We start from the raw sequence: 18,081 nt of genomic DNA on the forward strand, positions 1-18,081 counted from the left end.
CCCTCCAGCGCCGATGGTACTTGAACCGCAGGGTTCTGGGAGAGTAGGACGTCGCCAAGCAAACTGAAGAAGCACTACTGATATTTAATATATCGGTGGTGCTTTTTTTTATTTCGAATGATTTAACATAGAGTAACACTGAAATTAACTATGGAGAAGAGCCGTTTACTGTTTTTTTACCCAGTCCATCATATAATGGCAAAAGTGCGCTGTTGTGAGGAGTCATAGGGGCTCTTCTTTGTTAGTGAACATCAAGTTAGCAGATTAACAAACGATTTCACAGTTATGGGGGCCTACGGAACAGCTGCCTAGATGATAGTATATGAACTAATCTGTGCACTAAATGTTGTGTAAACGCATTAATTGTGGCGCTTAGGAGCTGCCAATGTCTTGCACAACGCTAAATTAAGCTTGGTTTGGAGGAACTGGACAGACATGAAGGAAATTCTGTTGAATGATCTGAAATGGGAAGTCAAAGGCTACTGGCCCTGGGTGCCACTCAAGGGCACAAGTATGGAACTGGGACAGGAATTGATGGGCGTTACGGAATGGATGTCGGCTACTGTACCTGGAGGCGTCCATTATGACCTTTATAAACATGGGTGGATTTCCCATCCATATTTTGATCTGAATAGTCTGCACTGTGAATGGGTGGAGAATCGATGGTGGGTATACCGAACGACGATAACCCGGCCTGATCAAAGCGGTACTCGCATCGAACTGGTTTTTAAGGGCTTGGATTATGAGGCAGCAGTGTACGCCGATCATATACTTTTGGGCGAGCACAAAGGGATGTATACGCCTGCCGTATTTGATGTAACGGATTTGCTGGCTCAGAGAGAAACAGTGGAAATTTCCGTGCTGCTGAAGCAAGCGCCTGATGAAATGGGCCAAATCGGCAAAACATCCGCTACCTTTACACAAAAAAGCCGGTTTAATTATAAATGGGATTTTTCTACCCGGCTGGTTAACGTCGGGATCTGGGATGATGTCATGCTGCGCGTCCACCAGGATTTCTCTTTTGGAGAAATATCGGTTACGGCGGATGTAAAGGTGGATGAACAGAAGCCTGAAGAGATCATCGGTTTAATTCACGTTCAGGCTGAAATTAACACGCATGTAAATCGTAATGAAGAGCAGATGCTAACAGCACAAATGATCTGCAGTAACCCGGACGGAAGCGTTCAGTTAATAAAGTTGATTCCTGTCCATAACACTGTGTATAACGGAGAAGCTCTGCAGGCAGAATTATGCATACCACAGCCGCGGCTATGGTATCCGAATGGATATGGCGAACATCCCCTGTATAACCTTGAATTGAAGCTGCTTACAGAGGACGGAACGGAGCTGGATTCCCGTCAATATAGGACGGGTATCCGTAGTCTAGAGTATAGACATAATGAGGGAAGTCCTTCGGACGCCTTGCCTTATACCATAGTTATTAATGGGGAGCGTATTTACATGAAAGGAGTAAATATGACACCGCTGGATCATCTTTATGGCAATGTGACTGTTGAGCAATATGAAATGATGATTCGTTTAATGAAGGCTGCCCATATTAATCTCGTTCGGATTTGGGGTGGCGGTATTATTGAGAAAAAGGCTTTTTACGATCTGTGCGACGAGAATGGCATTATGGTTTGGCAGGAATTTATCCAATCCAGCTCCGGCGTAGACAACATACCATCCAAGCTGCCGGAGTTCCTTGAATTGCTGGGCAAGACTGCCCGTACTGCACTTTGTGATAAGCGCAATCATGTCTCGTTAACCATTTGGAGCGGCGGCAACGAATTGATGAGTGAACCTAATAAGCCCTCGGACTATAGCGATTCCAATTTGGCGATGCTAAAGGAACTCGTTGAACAGTATGATCCGGCACGCCTGTTCCTGCCCACCTCTGCCTCGGGACCGGTAGAGTATATCACAGAGGAGAAGGGCTTGGGACATGATGTTCATGGACATTGGAAATATATGGGGAATCCAACTCATTATGAGCTCTACGGCAGCAATGACAATATGCTGCATAGTGAGTTTGGCGTTGACGGCCTCAGTTCTATCAAAAGCCTTGCAAAATTTCTTAATGAAGACAATCTGAGACCTGTTTCGATGGAGGACAGTGCCGTTTGGCGGCATCACGGGGAATGGTGGGATACGCTCAGCCGCGATGAGGAGCTGTTCGGCAGCATGAAGGAGGTTAGGCAGTTTTCCGCCTGCAGCCAGTGGATTCAGGCGGAAGGGATCCGTTTCGTCCTGGAAGCCAACCTTCGCCGCAAGTTCCAGAACAGCGGCAGCATCATATGGCAGCTCAATGAGCCATGGCCAAATGTATCATGCACGAATCTCGTCGATTATTATGGGGAGACGAAAATGGCCTACCATTGGGTCAAGCAAGCGTTTCGTCCACTTCATGTTTCGCTGGATTACCGCAGTTTGCAGGCTTGTCCTGGAACAAGATTTCAAGGAAACGTTTATGTGCATAGCCGGGGTGCTGAGCATAACGAAATCAATGCCGAGATACTAAATGCGCAAGGACAGGTCTTGCATCGTCAGGTTTTTGAGGTGGAAGGAAACGATGACAGAGCAGTTAACGTCGGAATGCTGGAGTTTACAGTACCTGAGCTTGAAGATGCTCTGCTGTTCATTAGGTTCTCCTTCCTCGATGCTGAAGGAAGACATCAGGAGAATCTTTACGTGTTTTCTACTTCCAAGGAGCAGCCTTATGCTCCCGCACTTGCAATTGAAGGCGGCAGTCTGAACGTACAGCTTGAGGAGCCATGGCAGGCGATCGGCAATTTGCAAGGAGCTTGGAAGTCATGTTACAAGATTACCAATACGGGAAGTGAAGCTGTGCTTCACATTCATCCGGAAGAGATCACGGACAAGTATTGGATGGAAGCCGACGAGCAGTTCTTCACCTTATTTCCGGGCGAATCAAGGATGGTATCTGTATCCTGTTTCCCCAAACGAGCCGGTGGATTTCTAGCGCAAGAGAATTATCAAATAAATGACGGACAGCCGCAAATCAGGTTTCTTTCCTTCCTGACTGACTAAAATGGAGAGAAAGTATAGGAGTGTTGCATGATGAGCAAGTTGCTATGCTTTGTGCCGGGTCACTTTGTTCCTTTGAGCATCTTCGTCAGGGAGGCGGCATCCGCATCGATTGCCTTGCCCGTAAACAGAGGGATTGCCGAGTATTTAAGGAAGCATCAGGCGGAACTGCAGATTGCTTGCTTTATAAACGGAAATGTGACTTATCGGGATGCGGTATGGTCTTCTGTACTTGAGGATACAGTTGAGGTAAAGGTTCAAATGGGGATCCAAGGAGCGGAAGGAGACACAGAATCCACAGAAGCCACAGAAGCCACAGAAGCCACAGAAGCCACAGAAGCCACAGAAGACATAGAAGACATAGAGGGTGTATTCACGCTTGTTAGTCCGCTGCTCATCAATGATTTCCCTATAGTGACGCATTGGGACAATGATCTTGAGACAGGGATGGGAGGCTTTCGATATGGAGGCACCGATGGCATCGGGAGGATACGGATGAATGAATCCGGCGAAGATGTCGTCACAGAGCATGAAGAATTGTTTAACCCAGATAAGAGCAGCCCTTATGTATACAATACTAAGAAGTTTGATCTGTTCGGCAGCAGGCCGGAGAAGGAGCGCTTGAAGGCTCCGGCATATGAGAGCTATATCGGTGACCGGTACAGCCTGCACGCTGTCGACGATTTGGTCGCTGTGTCGTTAAGTGACCGGATACTCCGCTCCTTCGGTTATCCCGTTGTCTTTCATAATGACTCAACGGAGGGCAGGGATTTTGTGAGCGATGCTCCTGTCATCCAAGTGGTCAATAGCAGTCTGCTGCAGACCGATACGGGCTGCTATAGTCTCGCTTCTTACATCCTGCCGCCTTATTGGAATGCGGATCTGGATGGGTATCCTCTATTGTTCAACGGTTATTACGATGCCAATGAGAATATGTTCAGTACCGTCGGGCCTTCCTTTATCGAAATCATATGCAATACGCTGGCCAGAACCGGCAAAGGGCTGGTCGGGGTTATTTGGAACGGAGGAGGCTCGATTGGAAGCCGTTCATTACAGGAGTCAGCATATGGAGGAATAGCCGCAGCAATAGATAAAGCCCGGATAAAATATGGCGTGGACGCCGAAAAGGTAGTCACGGTAGGAGGGTCGCGCGGAGGTTTGACTGCACTGCGGGCCGCTGCCAATCCTCAGCGCTTTCCTTACCGGGTGCGCTATGCCTTATGCTATGCGCCGCCGCTCATTTTGAATGATCCTGCCCAGGAATACGCCGACGGATCCTGTCCTTTGGTTTGGCATGTCGCGGTGACGGATACCGGTTATCATGATGCTTGGCACAAAGATTGGAGAGAACCGGGGACTGGCAGGACGGGGATCGAAGCCTTGATGCATATTTTGGCCGGGGAGAGCGCCCCGGATGTTATCGCTGAAAAGATCAGCACGGAGTCGGAATTTTTCCTTACCGCACTTCAAGAGAGCGGTGCGAATGTCCTGCTGAATCATGGCACGCATGACGCTTTTACACTTAGCCGCTTCAGCTTCTCCTTTGCTGCTTTGGCCCGGAGCTACGGTATTCCGCTGCGTCACGAGATTGGGTACCGCTTCGGCCATAACAATTGCACCAATCTCTATCAGCAAGCGGGGCAATGTCTGGAGGCGCTGCTGGAGGAACGGGAGCTCGTCTTCTCCGGTACGGTGCATTATCGCAGACGCGGGCCGGCGGAAGCGGATTGGGAGAAGGCGGAGCGTTTTGCCCCCTTGCTTCAGCCGGTGTTCCTGGAAGCGCCAAAATTTCTAATCAAGGAAGGCTCGGTCTTCTGGACGCTGTATGGTGAACCGGGAATGGAATTCCGTCTGGAATTGACTAGCCTTCAGGACAATGTCTGGGAGCGGGAACAGAAGGCACTATGCCAAGAGACATATTTGCTTGCAGCAGGTGTCTTGCCAAGCCGTGAGCATCCTCTGAGCATCTGTTCCTGGCTTGATGGCTGGAGCCGGCTTCCTGCCGGATTAAGCCGAGGTTATTATTTGTACGAGCTGCATTATAGATTGGCAGGAGAGCAGGACTGGATAAAGATATCCCCGAGCAGAGTTCCGCAGCCTGGGGTGGAGCCATTAGCTGTAGTGCGTATTTTGGATGAGCAGCCCGACCCGGCAGGGGAAGAATGGAGGGCACAGAGTGCTGCCCGCTGTATTAGTTGGGGGCTCAGCGAGGCGTAGAGAATAGTTAGAGCTATATAAGTTGAACAGGGGCGATGTCCGCCATGATTGATGAGCGGGCACTCGCTTCTTTTTCATTATTCGGAGCAAAGCAAGTAGCTTTACAAACGCTTTCGCAGGGTTACCGGATTTCAGCATCTAACCGGAAACGCTATCATTTTAGGTGATACAAATAGATGCTGTTTTGCCGAAGTAATCAGTTGCTTTGGAGGAAGGATGGATAGGAATGACAAGGAAGAACAACTTCGTAAGACAAATGCTCAGGGACTGGTCGTCCTGGGTCTTGATTCTGCCAACGCTTTTTGCATTTTTCTTTTTCTCCTGGCAGCCGCTCGTCAAAGGGATTTTTCTCTCTTTTTTCAAGACAGAGGGCTATGAGGCCGTAAGCTTTATCGGGTTGCAGAACTATAGAGATGTTATACAAAATTCGGCGTTTCAGCAGACTCTGCTTAACTCGTTCATGTATGTACTCTGGTCGCTCATTATCGGATTTGTCGTTCCGATTATCGTGGCTGTACTGATCAATGAATTGCGGCATGGGAAATCCTTCTTCCGGTTCGCTGTCTTTTTTCCCTGTATGGTTCCTGGTATAGCGGCCTCTATGCTGTGGATGTTCCTGTTTGAACCGGGAAAAGGAGGCGTCCTGAACATGCTGCTAAGTGCTGTAGGCTTGCCTATACAGCAGTGGCTGCAGAACCCCAATATGACGATTATGCTCATTATTTTTACGATTACATGGCGCAACTTCGGCGGTACCGTTCTGTTGTATCTAGCCAGCCTGCAGAGTATTAACAGCGATCTCTACGAGGCGGCTTCGCTGGACGGTGCGAACGTGTGGCGGAGATTCCGTAGTATTACCCTTCCGCAAATATCCGGCATGATCGGGCTGATGTTAATCCTCCAGGTTAGCGGCGTGTTCCAAATCTTCAATGAACCTCTGGTCATGACCGAGGGAGGCCCTAACAATGCTTCCATGACATTAATGCTGCAAAGCTATTATTATGCATTCCGCAGCTTCCAGGCGGGCCATTCGATGGCGCTGGGCGTTATTACTTTTCTTATCTTGATGGTATTGACGGTTGTCTACTTCAAGATGGATAAGAAATTAAACAGGGAGTAGAGTCTATATGAAAACAAAAGAGAATCTCGGCATTATCGGCAATATAGAGTATAAATCCCCTGGGATTCGCGTGTTGTACTGGAGCATATTCGTATTGATGGTTGCGATCGCCGCCATCTGTATTTTGCCTCCGGTATGGATCATGGTATCGAGTCTCAAGGACATCAAGGAGTTCTACTCCATCCCTCCTACGCTGATTCCAAGGACGTTCAACATCGGCAAGCTATGGGATACGTGGCAGGAATTCAACTTTTTGAACTATTATTTGAACACGGGATATCTTGCGCTCGGTTCGATTATCTTCTGCCTTACCTTCAACGGTTTGGCCGGATATTTCTTCTCCAAGCTGAAGCCGAGAGGGAGCACTTTGCTGTTCGTCCTGATCGTATGGACGGTGATGATTCCGAATACGGTAGGTATGGTTCCGCTGTTTAGCAACATTATCGATTTTCCGATACTGCATCTCAATTTAACGAATACATTTTGGCCGATGTGGTTTATGGCTGCGGTTAACCCGGTCGTAATCCTTATTTTCAAGAACTTCTTCGATGCGATTCCGCAGTCGCTGCTGGAGGCGGCAAAAATTGACGGGGCTACGACCATCGGCATCTTTATTCGTGTCATTCTTCCGCTCAGCACACCGGTTATGGGCACGATCACGATCTTGACGATGAACAGTGTCTGGCAGGATTTCTTCTGGCCGTTTATGGTGCTGAAGGAGCAATCGACCTGGTCCGTCATTGTCGCAATTTATAATTTGAAGGCATCCTTGCCGCAGGACATACAATTTATCGCTTTGACCTTTGCTATTTTGCCGCCTATCATTTTATTTATCTTCTTCCAGAAGTACATTATGACGGGCCAATCGATGGGGGGCAGCATCAAGGGTTAACATGACCCGATTTCAAACCATTTCACAGCATTGCCCCGTAGGGCGTGAAGCGGCTTCATGATAAGATGTTCTCAGCTTGAAAGAAAGCGCTTTATAAAGATTTTTGCAATTTACATTAAGACAGGGGGATTTACATTGAAAAAAGGATATGCCAAAAAGCTGATTGGAACGCTAGCTCTCACCTTGGTTCTTACCACGGCTCTTGCCGGCTGCGGCGGCTCTAACGCCAAAGAGGCCAATAACGGAAATGCGGGCAGCGATAAGGGGAACGCATCGGAAACCAAGCAAGTCACGATCAAGGTAAGTAACTGGCCAAAGCCAAACGAGGAAGCCAAGATCAAGCAGTATGAGCAAATCATGGCGCAGATGAGTACCAATTATCCGGAGATTACGGTGGAGAAGGATGAATGGGGCTATGATGTCAGCTCCTTCCTCCCGAAAGCGGCCAGCGGACAGCTGCCAACTCTGTATGAAACCTACTTTACAGAGACAAGCAAAATCATTAATGCGAATTACGCAGCCGATATTACGGACATGATGAAGGAATACGGCTATGACAAGGCGATTAACCCTGATTTGCTGAAGCTGGTCACCAAGGATGGCAAGTATTACGGCATTCCTAAAGACGGCTACAACATTGCTATGATGTACAACATCAACCTGTTCAAAGAAGCAGGGTTGGTGGATGAGAACGGAGTGCCTAAATTCCCGAAAACGTATGAGGAGCTGGCAACGACCGCCCAGACCATCAAGGAGAAGACAGGGAAGGCGGGAATGTTCCTTCCAACCAAGAGCGGACAAGGCGGCTGGATGTTCATGAACATCGCATGGGCCTACGGTGCGGAATTTGAGAAGCAGGTTGACGGCAAATGGCAGGCCGTATTCAATTCGCCGGAAGCGGTAGCGGCACTGCAATATGTGAAGGATTTGAAGTGGAAGTATGATGTGCTGCCGGATAACAATCTGGTAGACGTTACTAACGACATGTTCCGCATGTTTGGCACAGATCAGGTAGCTATGAGCTTCGGCAATATCGACTGGCTGCCGATGATTCAGCAGCAGACGAAGATGTCTAAGGACAATGTTGCCATGTCTGCTCTTCCGATCGGACCGATCGGGGAACCGGTCACATTGCTGGGCGGCGGTCTGTACATGTTCTCACCGAATGCAACGCCTGAGCAAATCGATGCCGGATTTAAATGGCTGAAGACCTATGGCTTTACCCCTGAGTCGAGCGAAGAGGCGCTTAGCGGCTGGGACATCGAGAAGAAGACCCTGGCTGACCAGGATCTGATCGTAGGACCGCATGGCCTCCGTATTTGGACCGATGAGAAACGGATTGCGGAAGAGGATAAAATCCTAGGTAAATACAGCAATGTGAACCTGGACTTGTTCCGTGATTATATGGACAACGGCAGTAAAGGAATGCGGGCAGAAGAGCCGGTGAATGCCCAGGAACTGTATCAGAAGCTGGATATTGCCCTGCAGACCGTACTGACCGATAAAAATGCCGATCCGCAGAAAATTCTTGATAAGGCTGTTGAGGAATTCCAACGCGACTATCTCGACAAGGTGCAATAATAATGAAGTAAACCGTATACCGCTGCGCCTCAAGGCTTTCTTGAGGCGCGCTTTGCATATAACTACATTTAACTTAAGGAGTGCTGGCATTCATGGCAATCAAGGAATGGGATGATTGGAGCGGTGGGTGGATTTGGCCACCCGCGAACCAGGGCTTGGCTGCTAAAGAGCAGCGGCATGAGCTGGTGTATTTCCGTAAAGTCTTTCATCTGCCGGAACAGGGAGTATACCAATTGAAGCTGGCGTTGACGGCTGACAGCCGCTACAGGCTTTATATAAATGGACAGCGCCTTTGGGCAGGTCCTTGTAAAGGGCATGCCCATGTACAGTATTATGAGCAGTTATGTCTTGAAGAGCATTTACGGCCGGGAGTGAACGTGCTAGCTGTTGCGGTTGTACATTATGCAGGAACCGCTCCCTTTGAGATGGGCGAGGACGGGCCATTATCGATCTGGCGCTCTCAGCAGGGCGGTTTGCTGCTGGAGGCGGAGGTGACGGATGAAGCCGGCCGGGTGGTGGAGCGGCTGCACAGCGATCCTTCATGGAAATGCCAGCGCCACCAAGGCTACCGGCTGCAGCCGTTTCCTATTATGCGCTGGATGGGCGGATTGGAGCGGGTTGTTAACGACATCGCTTATCGGGAGTGGACGCAGCCGGAATATGATGATAGTGCGTGGACAGCCGCCGAAACGGTTTCGCCTATTAGGGATGAATATGGCCAGTTAACGCCATGGCAGCTAGAACGGCGGCCTATTCCGCTTTTGTATGAGGAAGAGCGATTATTTCAACATGTAATCCGTTCCGGCAAGGGAGAAGATAATGCTATGCCCACAGGTGACTGGCCTGAAGCGCTTGAACTCTTCTTGGATCGTCCTGCAGCTCCGGTAGAGGGAATCCATGTCCATGCAGGAGAGCGGATATGGCTGGAACTGGATGCAGGCGAGCTGACGACAGGATATTTGCAGCTTATGCTGCAGGGTGGCGCCGGCAGCCGGATTACCTTGCTGTATGCGGAATGCTATGAGGAAGACACGGGGGAGGACGAAATCCGCCGTAAGGGAGTCCGCGATCATTTCAAAGGCCGCGTGCTGCGCGGGGGATATGATACGTTCTTCCCGGCAGGTTATGGAACGGCCGCACATCAGGAAATCTACGAACCGTTCTGGTTCCGCACCTTCCGCTATGTGAGGCTGGAGGTGCAGGCCGGGGCGGAGCCGTTGACGGTTGCAGGGATAAGCTATAGGGAGACAGGATACCCTATGCAGCTGCAAGCAAGCTTCCACTGCTCGGACGAAAGATATAACCGGCTATGGGAACTGAGCGTACGTACTTTGCAGCGCTGTATGCATGAAACTTATGAGGATACGCCTTATTATGAGCAGCTGCAGTATACGATGGATACCCGGCTGATGATGAAATTTACGTATTTGCTGTCAGGAGACGACCGGCTTGCCAGGAGGAGCATGGATGATTACAGGGCATCGCAGCTTCCGGACGGGATGCTGCAAAGCAGGTATCCATCTGTTCTTCCGCAGGTCATCCCCTCCTTCTCGCTGTATTGGATCGGCATGATTTATGATCATTATCAATATTTTGGCGATATAGATTTAGTAAGACGATATCGGCCGGCAATGCTGTCCGTGTTGGACTGGTTCGGGCAGCGTTTGACGCCGCAAGGCCTTGTAGGAAGGACGCCGCGGCAATATTGGCATTATTTCGACTGGGTAGAGGAATGGGATTTGGGGGCACCCTCATGTACGGAGAGCTCTCCGGCAACGCTGCTCAGTTTGATGTATGCTGCTGCGCTAGGAACCGCAGCCGAGCTGTTCGCAGCGGGGGGCTGGACACAGATTGCTGAGGAGATGCTTGAACGGAAGGCTGCTGTTAACGAGGCAGTAAGATCCTATTGCCGCTCGGAAAATGACCTTCTGTTCCGCGATAGCCCGGAGGCGGGAGAAGAGTCGCAATTCAGCCAGCATACGCAGGTATGGGCTATTCTTGCAGGCACGGTAGATGAGGCGGAGGCTGGGAAGCTGCTGGAGGCCGTTCTAAATGACCGCTCATTAGCCAGACTTTCTCTGCCGATGAGTTATTATCTGTTCCGCGCGTTGGAGCGAAGCGGACAATATGACAGCTCCTTCATACTGTGGGAGCGCTGGATGAAGCAGCTCGAGCTAGGTCTGACTACCTTGCCTGAGATCGATTCCGTCGCAACAAGGAGTGATTGCCATGCATGGAGCGCACTGCCGCTGTCTGAATTTAGCACAGGGATATTGGGGGTAAAGTCAGGAAGAAACGGGATTACCGTGGAGCCTCATTGCGGATCTTTACATCAGGCCAGCGGAGCCGTCATGACGGGATCCGGGCTCGTCTCCGTAAGCTGGAAGCTTCATTCCAGTCAGGAAAAGGAATCTAATACATTCTGGCTTAGAGCAGACTGGAGCCCTGGAGTGGCAATTACGTTCATACTTCCGAATGGAGAAATTCATCTTAATGATCGCGGAGCCTTTGAGAGAACGATCGCCATTGCTCGCACGGGCTGATATGATAATGATAACGCACAGCATGATCGCGGAGGGGAAGAGATAATCGATGTTTAGATCGTTCGGCCGCAACATCCGTATAGTTCTGATCCTGTTTATTACCGTCTATATTATCGTGTCCAGCCTGATCTTGTTCCGAACGATGGAGAAGCGAAGCCTGGGGATGCTGCGCCAGTTCTCGGTTCAATATACGGGGCAGCAGCATAAAAATGCGCTGCTATTTATGAATTGGCTGGAGGAGACCTCCAAGCTGATCTCCAACAATCAAGTCGTTCAGACCGCTCTCGGGAAAGAGGCTTATGATCCGGTGGTTTCTCCGATTTTGGAGGGGATACGCTCCTCCAGCGGTGATATACTCGGGATCTATGTCTGGGGAGAGGCCGGCGGCACATACTCATCGATAAACGTCTCCGGGCTGCTTTCATTTCAGGAGATGAAGCAGGAACGGGGGATGGAGCAGTTTTTGCAGAATAAACAGAGAACTGCACGCTGGATCGTGGAGAACAGGAGCAAGCTAATGAGCTCAGCCACGGATCTCCGCGACAGGCTGCTGCTGGAAGTAAAGATTCAAAATTCCGATGGCGCTGTACTCGGCTTGCTCTGTCTGGAAGTAGATCTAAACAAGCTGTACGATTTCTATCTCTCCGGCGACAACACGATCTACGGAGGCAATGAGGTATATCTGCTGACGGAAACGGGCGAGCTGCTGAGCCCGATCGATCCAGGGAAGGAGCGTATGCAGGAGATTAGAGCAGCGCTTATGTCACCGGTAACTCCGGCTGAGGAAGAGGTTCAGGAACTGGCAATCGACAGCATTCAGGAAAATAATGCCCAGGTACACAAGGCAGGAGAAGGCTTGATCCTGCTGTACAATTTGCCGGATTCCGCTGACAGAATCGCAACCTATATATCCGCAGCGAGCATGAACGCCGAGCTGCGCACGCTTAAATATATATTAGTAGGACTGAATATCGCTATTTTTGCTGCTTTCTGTGTGCTTATCTTCATGCTGAGCGGGAGTATAACCGTGCCTATGAAGCAGTTGCTGCAGAAGATCAACTCTACGATGAAAAACTAAAGGGTTCTCCCCTAGCAGACAAGTCTGCTTATGGGAAAACCCTCCCCAAGCTGATCAAAACCGTGGTTCCCTGACCGGGGGTGCTGGAAATACGCAAACCGTATTGGGAACCATATTCCAATTTGATCCGCTCATCAACATTGCGCAATCCATAACCGCTCTGGAACAGGACATCCTGCGCAGACTTAACGAGCGCATTGCCTGTCTCAAATCCTACCCCATCGTCCGTAACCGTGAAGCGGACTTCATCATTAAGCAGCTCACCCCTGATCCAGATCCGTCCCTTTCCACGCTTCTCGCTGATGCCATGCTTGATGGCATTCTCGGCAATCGGCTGGAGAATCAGCTTCAGAATCCGAACCTTTAAGAGCGCTTCATCGATTTCGTATTCGATCTCGAATTTATCCGGGAAGCGCATTTGTTCAATGGTGACAAAGCTCTGCACGAGGCGGATTTCTTCTTCTACGGTTACGAATTTTGCCCCTTTATGCAGGCTGATCCGGAAGAATGTAGCCAGGGAAGAAATAAGCCGCTCAATATCAGGCTGCTTCTTCAGCCGGGCGATCCAGGAGATCGCATCCAAGGTATTGTATAAGAAATGCGGGTTGATTTGCGATTGCAGCGCGGTCAGCTCTGCCTTGCGCTGCTTCTCTTTTTCTTCGTCCTTCTCCAGCATCAATTGGTTGATCCGCTCGACCATCTGGTAGTAGCTGTTCTCTAGCTGGCTGATTTCATCAGCCTGCTGCTTCTGCTCGGCCACCACGGCCAAATCCTTTTTGCCGAATAGACTCAGCTTCTTCTTCAATTTCAGCAGCGGTTTAGTAATCCTGGCTGCGAGATAGAAAGAGAGAATCAGCATGACGACAAAGGTTATGCTGGCGAAAGCAAGCGCGTTACGATTGCTCTTCGTAATTCCCGAGAACAGCTTCTGGCTCGAAATTACGCTTATGAATTCCCAGTCGACCCCAAGCGTCTTCAGTCTGGCATTTAGGGGATACGTAGCAATGACATAGGAACTCCCGTTGTCCGAATAGGTTCGATAGCCTTCCTTCTTCTCGCTCCGCAGAGGCTCGTCCTCAGCGAGAAAGTTGCCCAGCAGCCGCTTGTCGGGATGGGAAATGATCCGATGATTTGAGGTCAGGAAGGAATAACCGATTCCCGAAAAGCTGGAGGAGTAGAGAGCGGCCAGAGATTCCTCCCGGACATAGATAATAACTACTCCGATATTTTGCCCCGTGTTGAAGTTGCGGAACTGCTGTCCGAAAGGGATATAGGCTTTTCCGCTGCCGTCGCGTTTAATCTCGCCAACGACCGGTACAGGGCTCTCCTTAATCCTTTTTATAAACAGTGGATCAGGCACTTCCAGCATCTGTTCCTTCGACTTATGCGAATAGAGCATACCGTCATGGGTGCTGATGATGACATTTCCCGCGAGCTCGTTCTGCGAGAGCATATGATCGATGATAGTTCCGATCCGGGCTTCTTTATCCGGTTCCGGCAGGGCATTGTCATTAATGACTTCATAGATTTCACTGTTCACAAGAAAGCGGAGAAACAGCATTTGAATATCGTCGACCATCAGTTCCACACTAAGGCCAACCTCGCGTTGGGTTTGCACGACGTGGCGGTACAGATCCTTCTTCAAATAGGAGTAGGAATATACATTGAAAATGATCAGCATGAGAATAAGATGAAGCGACAGTCCGGTCAGCAGGACAAAGACGATGCGGCCTTTGATTTTCAATCTGCGCATCAAGGCGTAAATTCGCTCTGTAATTGTAGGTTTATCCATAGGTTTTGGCATATTCACTTGGCGGCATCCCCGTCATTCTCTTAAATATTTGGCTGAAATATTTAGAATCGGTAAAGCCGACCTGGTTCCCTACTTCATAAACTCTGTACATCGGGTTGCGCAGAATCCGCTTGGCCTCCTCGATCCGGTATTCCGTCAGGCATTCATAGAACGTTTTGTTCAATTCCTTGCGGAATAGATGCATCAGATGGGTGGGACTGACAAATACCGCATTTGCCACCATTTCTACGGTAATATTCTCTGAATAATGTTCTCTAATATAAGCCAGAGCTTCTCTGACTTCACGCCGGCATCGGGCGCCGGCATCTTCATCGCCGTAGAGTACGCGCTCGATACCGGAGGATGCCCGCTGCGCTGCAGCCATGGATTGTCTGTATGCCCCTTCCAAATCAGTCCATTGGCAGGCCGGCTGGCCGATACCGACACTAACGCTTTGGCCGATATGCTGTATGCACCATTCGTACAATTGCTGTCCTAATTTCCGGACGGATGCTACTGTATCCTCCATCTCTTTGGCCCGAATAACAATTACCCAGTGAAGATTGTGGTCGTAGAACAGGCTTAACAGCTCGAAGGAATACTCCTGCAAGAAACTCATAGCGGCGGCCTCCAAGGCTGATATTTCAATAGAAGCTTCTGATCGCTGGTTGTCAGGGGAGATGGCTATGGTCAAAGGGATGATCGCATCGTCTGGCTCCAGTTTAAGCTCCAGGAGAACCGCTTTCTCGGCAATGATGCTCTCTCCTATCAGCTGTCCGTGCAATAAATCTTGCCAGAATTGTTTGGAGATGGAGTCAATCTCTTTGCTAAGCTGCGTGTATCGGCGGGTATGAAGCTTTTTCTCCATAATTTCATTGCCGACGCTTTGTACAGTTGCTGCAAGTTCTTCTATATTAATAGGCTTCAACAGATAGGTGGAAGCGCCATAACGAAGCGCTGCCTGCGCATATTGAAATTCATCATAGCCGCTAAGCACAACGATGCCGACGAGAGGATCCTTCTCTCTGATTTTCTCGATGAATTCCAGCCCATTCATATAAGGCATACGGACATCCGTGATGATCACGTCAGGATGGTGCAGAAGCGCAAGCTCCAGTCCTTCTTCACCATTGCTGGCTTCGCCGACAATTTCCACATTGTAATCCGCCCAGTCAATCGTTTGAATAATACCCATGCGTACCAGATATTCATCATCTACTACAAGCGCTTTCAACATGTCTCTCACCTCTGGTTTGTTCGTCGGTATTACAGCTATTATAAACTCTTATCGCAAGGATTAGGAGTGGAAACTCCAGAGGCTGCAGGATCACAAACCAAATCACAGGATATCCCCCCGATCGCGGACATGAGCAAGCTTTTCGGGAGTCCCGCAGTTCCCTTCAAACTCCATATGATAGGCTAGGTCGTGTGTCTGGCAATCGGCCAGCTTCACAAACCGTTTCATAGGATTCCATCCTAACCTCCAAGAATAGCCTTGTGATAGACTGTAACCGTGTCAAAGGCGTAAGCGCTTTTACACTTTTATTTTCATACTGATTATCAGGATTCAGGAGGGGTTTCGATTGATACAGGATACATTCATACCGTTCGGGTTTCAATATTACCGTTCGCCAACGCCATTTAAGGATCAGTGGGAGAACGATTTGCGCAGCATTGCAGAGCAGGGCTTCAATTGTGTGAAGTATTGGGTACAATGGCGATCCAGCGGTGCGAAGGAGGGAGTCTACCAGTTTGATGATATTCAGGAACTAATGGATATCGCGCATCGTAACGGATTAAAGATGGTATTAAACGTTATTTTCGATGTGGCTCCGGCCTGGTTCTTCAGAAAATACCCTGATTCCAAGATGATTGCTGCCGACGGCTCTATCGTTGAGCCGAGAGCGATTAACTGCCGCCAGATCGGCGGGGCTCCGGGACCGTGTTATCATCACGACATCGCTGCAAAGGAAAAGGGAAAATTTCTGTCGGAGGCGGTAAAGGCCTTCAAGGATCATCCGGCTCTATGGGTTTGGGACTTATGGAACGAGCCGGAGTTGACCACTTCCATCAAACGTAAGCTGTCCTTTGATAACCAGGTTTGTTATTGCGACAATTCACTGCTTGCATTTCAAGCGTGGCTGAAGAATAAATACGGGACACTAACGGCCTTCAACGAGGCCTGGCAGCGGAATTACCGAGCCTGGGAAGAGGTCGAGGCGCCGCGTGGACAGGCAGTGTTTAATGATCTGGTGGACTGGCGCCTATTCATGTCCGATACGCTGACAGAGGAATTGCGGAACCGCGTGGATATCGTAAAGGAACTGGATCCGGTGCATCCGGTCATGGTGCATACCGTGCCGGCTCCTATTTTCAATATGATTACGGCGGGCTCGGATGATTTCAAGCTGGCGGAGCCCTGCGATCTGATGGGCAATAGTCTCGGCTCCTCGGCCTGGTCCGCGGATTTGCTCATTTCTGCGGCCAAAGGCAAGCCAGTTATCAATTCGGAAATTCATGCCCTTCCAGGGAATACGGCAATGAAGCCGGGCAAACCGGACTTGCAGGAGATGAAGCGGCATATTCTGATTCCGTTAGCCCGCGGCATCGCGGGATATTTGTTCTGGCAGTACCGGCCGGAAATATTGGGACAGGAGGCTCCGGCCTGGGGAAGTGTATATCTGGACGGCAGTCCGACTCCTTGGTACGAAGATATGGGCGAGCTGAACAGGCTTATACAGGCCAATAAGGAAGAATTGCTGCTCGCGCAGCGGCGCAGTGACGGGATGGCCATCCTCTATAGCCCGCAGAATCAGATTGCTAACTTTGCGGCCCATGATCATCTGGATACTTATAATCATTCGGTGCAAGGCGTTCACAAGCTGCTGCACGAGCTTAATTATAATGTCGAATTTCTGCATGAGTCGGATATTACGAAGGAGACGCTGGCGAAGTACCGCTGCCTATGGATGCCATATCCGCTGTATTTAAATCAAAGTATGTGTGACGCTCTCCGCCAATGGGTGGATCAGGGCGGCATCCTTATCTCCGAATGCTCCTTCGGGGCGCTGCAGGCAGAGAACGGCTGTCACAGCTACACCGTGCCCGGCTACGGCTATGATAAGGTATTCGGTGTGCGGGAATCGTGGATTCATTCCGTGGAGAATCTTGATCATAGCTACCACCAGGTCGCATTCGCATCAAGTGCAGCCATTCCGCTTCGGAATATGATGGCCGACGGGCAGGAGGAAGGGCTGGCAGCAGGTACCAGAACAGCGCATGGCTCTTACTATATTTCCGATCTCGAGCTGGAGAGCCATGTGAAGGTGCTGGCAGAATATAGCGACAGCAGCCTGCCCGCGGTAACCAGAGCGGCTTACGGCAGCGGCCATGCGGTATATATAGGCACTTTGCTGGCCGCTTCCTATTGGCAGGATAGCCATACGGGAACGCTGCAGCTGGTTCGTGATTTGCTGCAGAGCGAGCTGAGGCTTCTTCCTCAGGTCAATGTCAGCGTCAATGTCAGCGGCGGGGTTCGGGCCGATTTGGCCAAATGGGAAGATAAAGAGGGGGCAGGCGCGTTTCTTTATGTTCATAACGAAGGGCAGAAGGCGGCTTCGGCCGTGATTATGCTGCCTGATGTCTATACTTTTGTAGAGCCATGGTTTGAGGACGGCAGCGCTACATTGCGGAGAGACTCAAGCGATTTGTACAAGACTTGCCTTGATGCTTATATCGAGCCCGGGGATGTGCAAGTGTTCCGTTTGTCTTAAAGAGGTTGTTTAAAAAGTCCCCCTTTGATAAGAAAAC

11 protein-coding genes are annotated in these 18,081 nt (G+C 49.9%); 8 read left to right on the forward strand and 3 right to left on the reverse strand.

The window, feature by feature from the left end; translation table 11 throughout:
• Window positions 1–435 precede the first annotated feature (435 nt).
• The 7 genes from ACE3MQ_RS24050 to ACE3MQ_RS24080 all read left to right on the forward strand — a co-directional run bounded on the left by ACE3MQ_RS24050 (window position 436) and on the right by ACE3MQ_RS24080 (window position 12,479).
• Entirely contained in the window at window positions 436–3,051 is a 2,616-nt protein-coding gene (locus ACE3MQ_RS24050) for a glycoside hydrolase family 2 protein (protein ID WP_379397565.1), read from the forward strand.
• A gap of 30 nt (window positions 3,052–3,081) precedes the next feature.
• Window positions 3,082–5,265 (forward strand): alpha/beta hydrolase family protein, encoded by a 2,184-nt coding sequence (locus tag ACE3MQ_RS24055; protein WP_379397567.1) that lies wholly within the window; start codon window positions 3,082–3,084, stop codon window positions 5,263–5,265.
• A 226-nt stretch (window positions 5,266–5,491) separates the two neighbouring features.
• Window positions 5,492–6,385, forward strand: coding sequence for a carbohydrate ABC transporter permease (locus ACE3MQ_RS24060; RefSeq protein ID WP_379397569.1), 894 nt, complete (start codon window positions 5,492–5,494; stop codon window positions 6,383–6,385).
• Between the two features lie 7 nt (window positions 6,386–6,392).
• On the forward strand, window positions 6,393–7,277 hold the full coding sequence (locus ACE3MQ_RS24065) for a carbohydrate ABC transporter permease (protein WP_379397571.1): 885 nt from the start codon (window positions 6,393–6,395) through the stop codon (window positions 7,275–7,277).
• 135 nt (window positions 7,278–7,412) lie between these two features.
• A complete protein-coding gene (locus tag ACE3MQ_RS24070; protein ID WP_379397573.1) occupies window positions 7,413–8,858 on the forward strand; it encodes an ABC transporter substrate-binding protein in 1,446 nt (481 codons plus the stop codon).
• A 92-nt stretch (window positions 8,859–8,950) separates the two neighbouring features.
• Complete coding sequence (locus tag ACE3MQ_RS24075) at window positions 8,951–11,401, forward strand: alpha-L-rhamnosidase-related protein (RefSeq protein ID WP_379397575.1); 2,451 nt, start codon at window positions 8,951–8,953, stop codon at window positions 11,399–11,401.
• 49 nt (window positions 11,402–11,450) lie between these two features.
• Window positions 11,451–12,479 carry a cache domain-containing protein gene (locus tag ACE3MQ_RS24080; protein ID WP_379397577.1) on the forward strand — a complete coding sequence of 343 codons (1,029 nt, stop codon included), beginning with the start codon at window positions 11,451–11,453 and terminating at the stop codon, window positions 12,477–12,479.
• A gap of 28 nt (window positions 12,480–12,507) precedes the next feature.
• Here the strand turns inward: ACE3MQ_RS24080 and ACE3MQ_RS24085 are convergent, their stop codons facing one another.
• From ACE3MQ_RS24085 to ACE3MQ_RS24095, 3 genes are all read right to left on the reverse strand, one after another.
• Window positions 12,508–14,283, reverse strand: a complete 1,776-nt coding sequence (locus tag ACE3MQ_RS24085; RefSeq protein WP_379397725.1) for a cache domain-containing sensor histidine kinase — start codon at window positions 14,281–14,283, stop codon at window positions 12,508–12,510.
• Entirely contained in the window at window positions 14,264–15,508 is a 1,245-nt protein-coding gene (locus ACE3MQ_RS24090; protein ID WP_379397579.1) for a response regulator, read from the reverse strand. The genes ACE3MQ_RS24085 and ACE3MQ_RS24090 overlap by 20 nt, the downstream gene beginning before the upstream one ends.
• Before the next feature lie 102 nt (window positions 15,509–15,610).
• Entirely contained in the window at window positions 15,611–15,736 is a 126-nt protein-coding gene (locus ACE3MQ_RS24095) for a hypothetical protein (protein ID WP_379397581.1), read from the reverse strand.
• 118 nt (window positions 15,737–15,854) lie between these two features.
• On the opposite strand from ACE3MQ_RS24095, the gene ACE3MQ_RS24100 reads away from it, so the two are divergent.
• Window positions 15,855–18,044 (forward strand): beta-galactosidase, encoded by a 2,190-nt coding sequence (locus tag ACE3MQ_RS24100; protein ID WP_379397583.1) that lies wholly within the window; start codon window positions 15,855–15,857, stop codon window positions 18,042–18,044.
• Window positions 18,045–18,081: the final 37 nt, after the last annotated feature.

Source organism: Paenibacillus lentus, from assembly GCF_042714055.1.
GTDB lineage: Bacteria > Bacillota > Bacilli > Paenibacillales > Paenibacillaceae > Fontibacillus > Fontibacillus lentus_A.

Bases quoted from the DNA above. Each gene is read 5' to 3' on its own strand.
- ACE3MQ_RS24050 (WP_379397565.1), top strand. From the start codon at position 436: ATGAAGGAAATTCTGTTGAATGATCTGAAATGGGAAGTCAAAGGCTAC.
- ACE3MQ_RS24080 (WP_379397577.1), top strand. From the start codon at position 11,451: ATGTTTAGATCGTTCGGCCGCAACATCCGTATAGTTCTGATCCTGTTT.
- ACE3MQ_RS24060 (WP_379397569.1), top strand. From the start codon at position 5,492: ATGACAAGGAAGAACAACTTCGTAAGACAAATGCTCAGGGACTGGTCG.
- ACE3MQ_RS24075 (WP_379397575.1), top strand. From the start codon at position 8,951: ATGGCAATCAAGGAATGGGATGATTGGAGCGGTGGGTGGATTTGGCCA.
- ACE3MQ_RS24085 (WP_379397725.1), bottom strand. From the start codon at position 14,283: ATGCCAAAACCTATGGATAAACCTACAATTACAGAGCGAATTTACGCC.
- ACE3MQ_RS24065 (WP_379397571.1), top strand. From the start codon at position 6,393: ATGAAAACAAAAGAGAATCTCGGCATTATCGGCAATATAGAGTATAAA.
- ACE3MQ_RS24055 (WP_379397567.1), top strand. From the start codon at position 3,082: ATGAGCAAGTTGCTATGCTTTGTGCCGGGTCACTTTGTTCCTTTGAGC.
- ACE3MQ_RS24090 (WP_379397579.1), bottom strand. From the start codon at position 15,508: ATGTTGAAAGCGCTTGTAGTAGATGATGAATATCTGGTACGCATGGGT.
- ACE3MQ_RS24095 (WP_379397581.1), bottom strand. From the start codon at position 15,736: ATGAAACGGTTTGTGAAGCTGGCCGATTGCCAGACACACGACCTAGCC.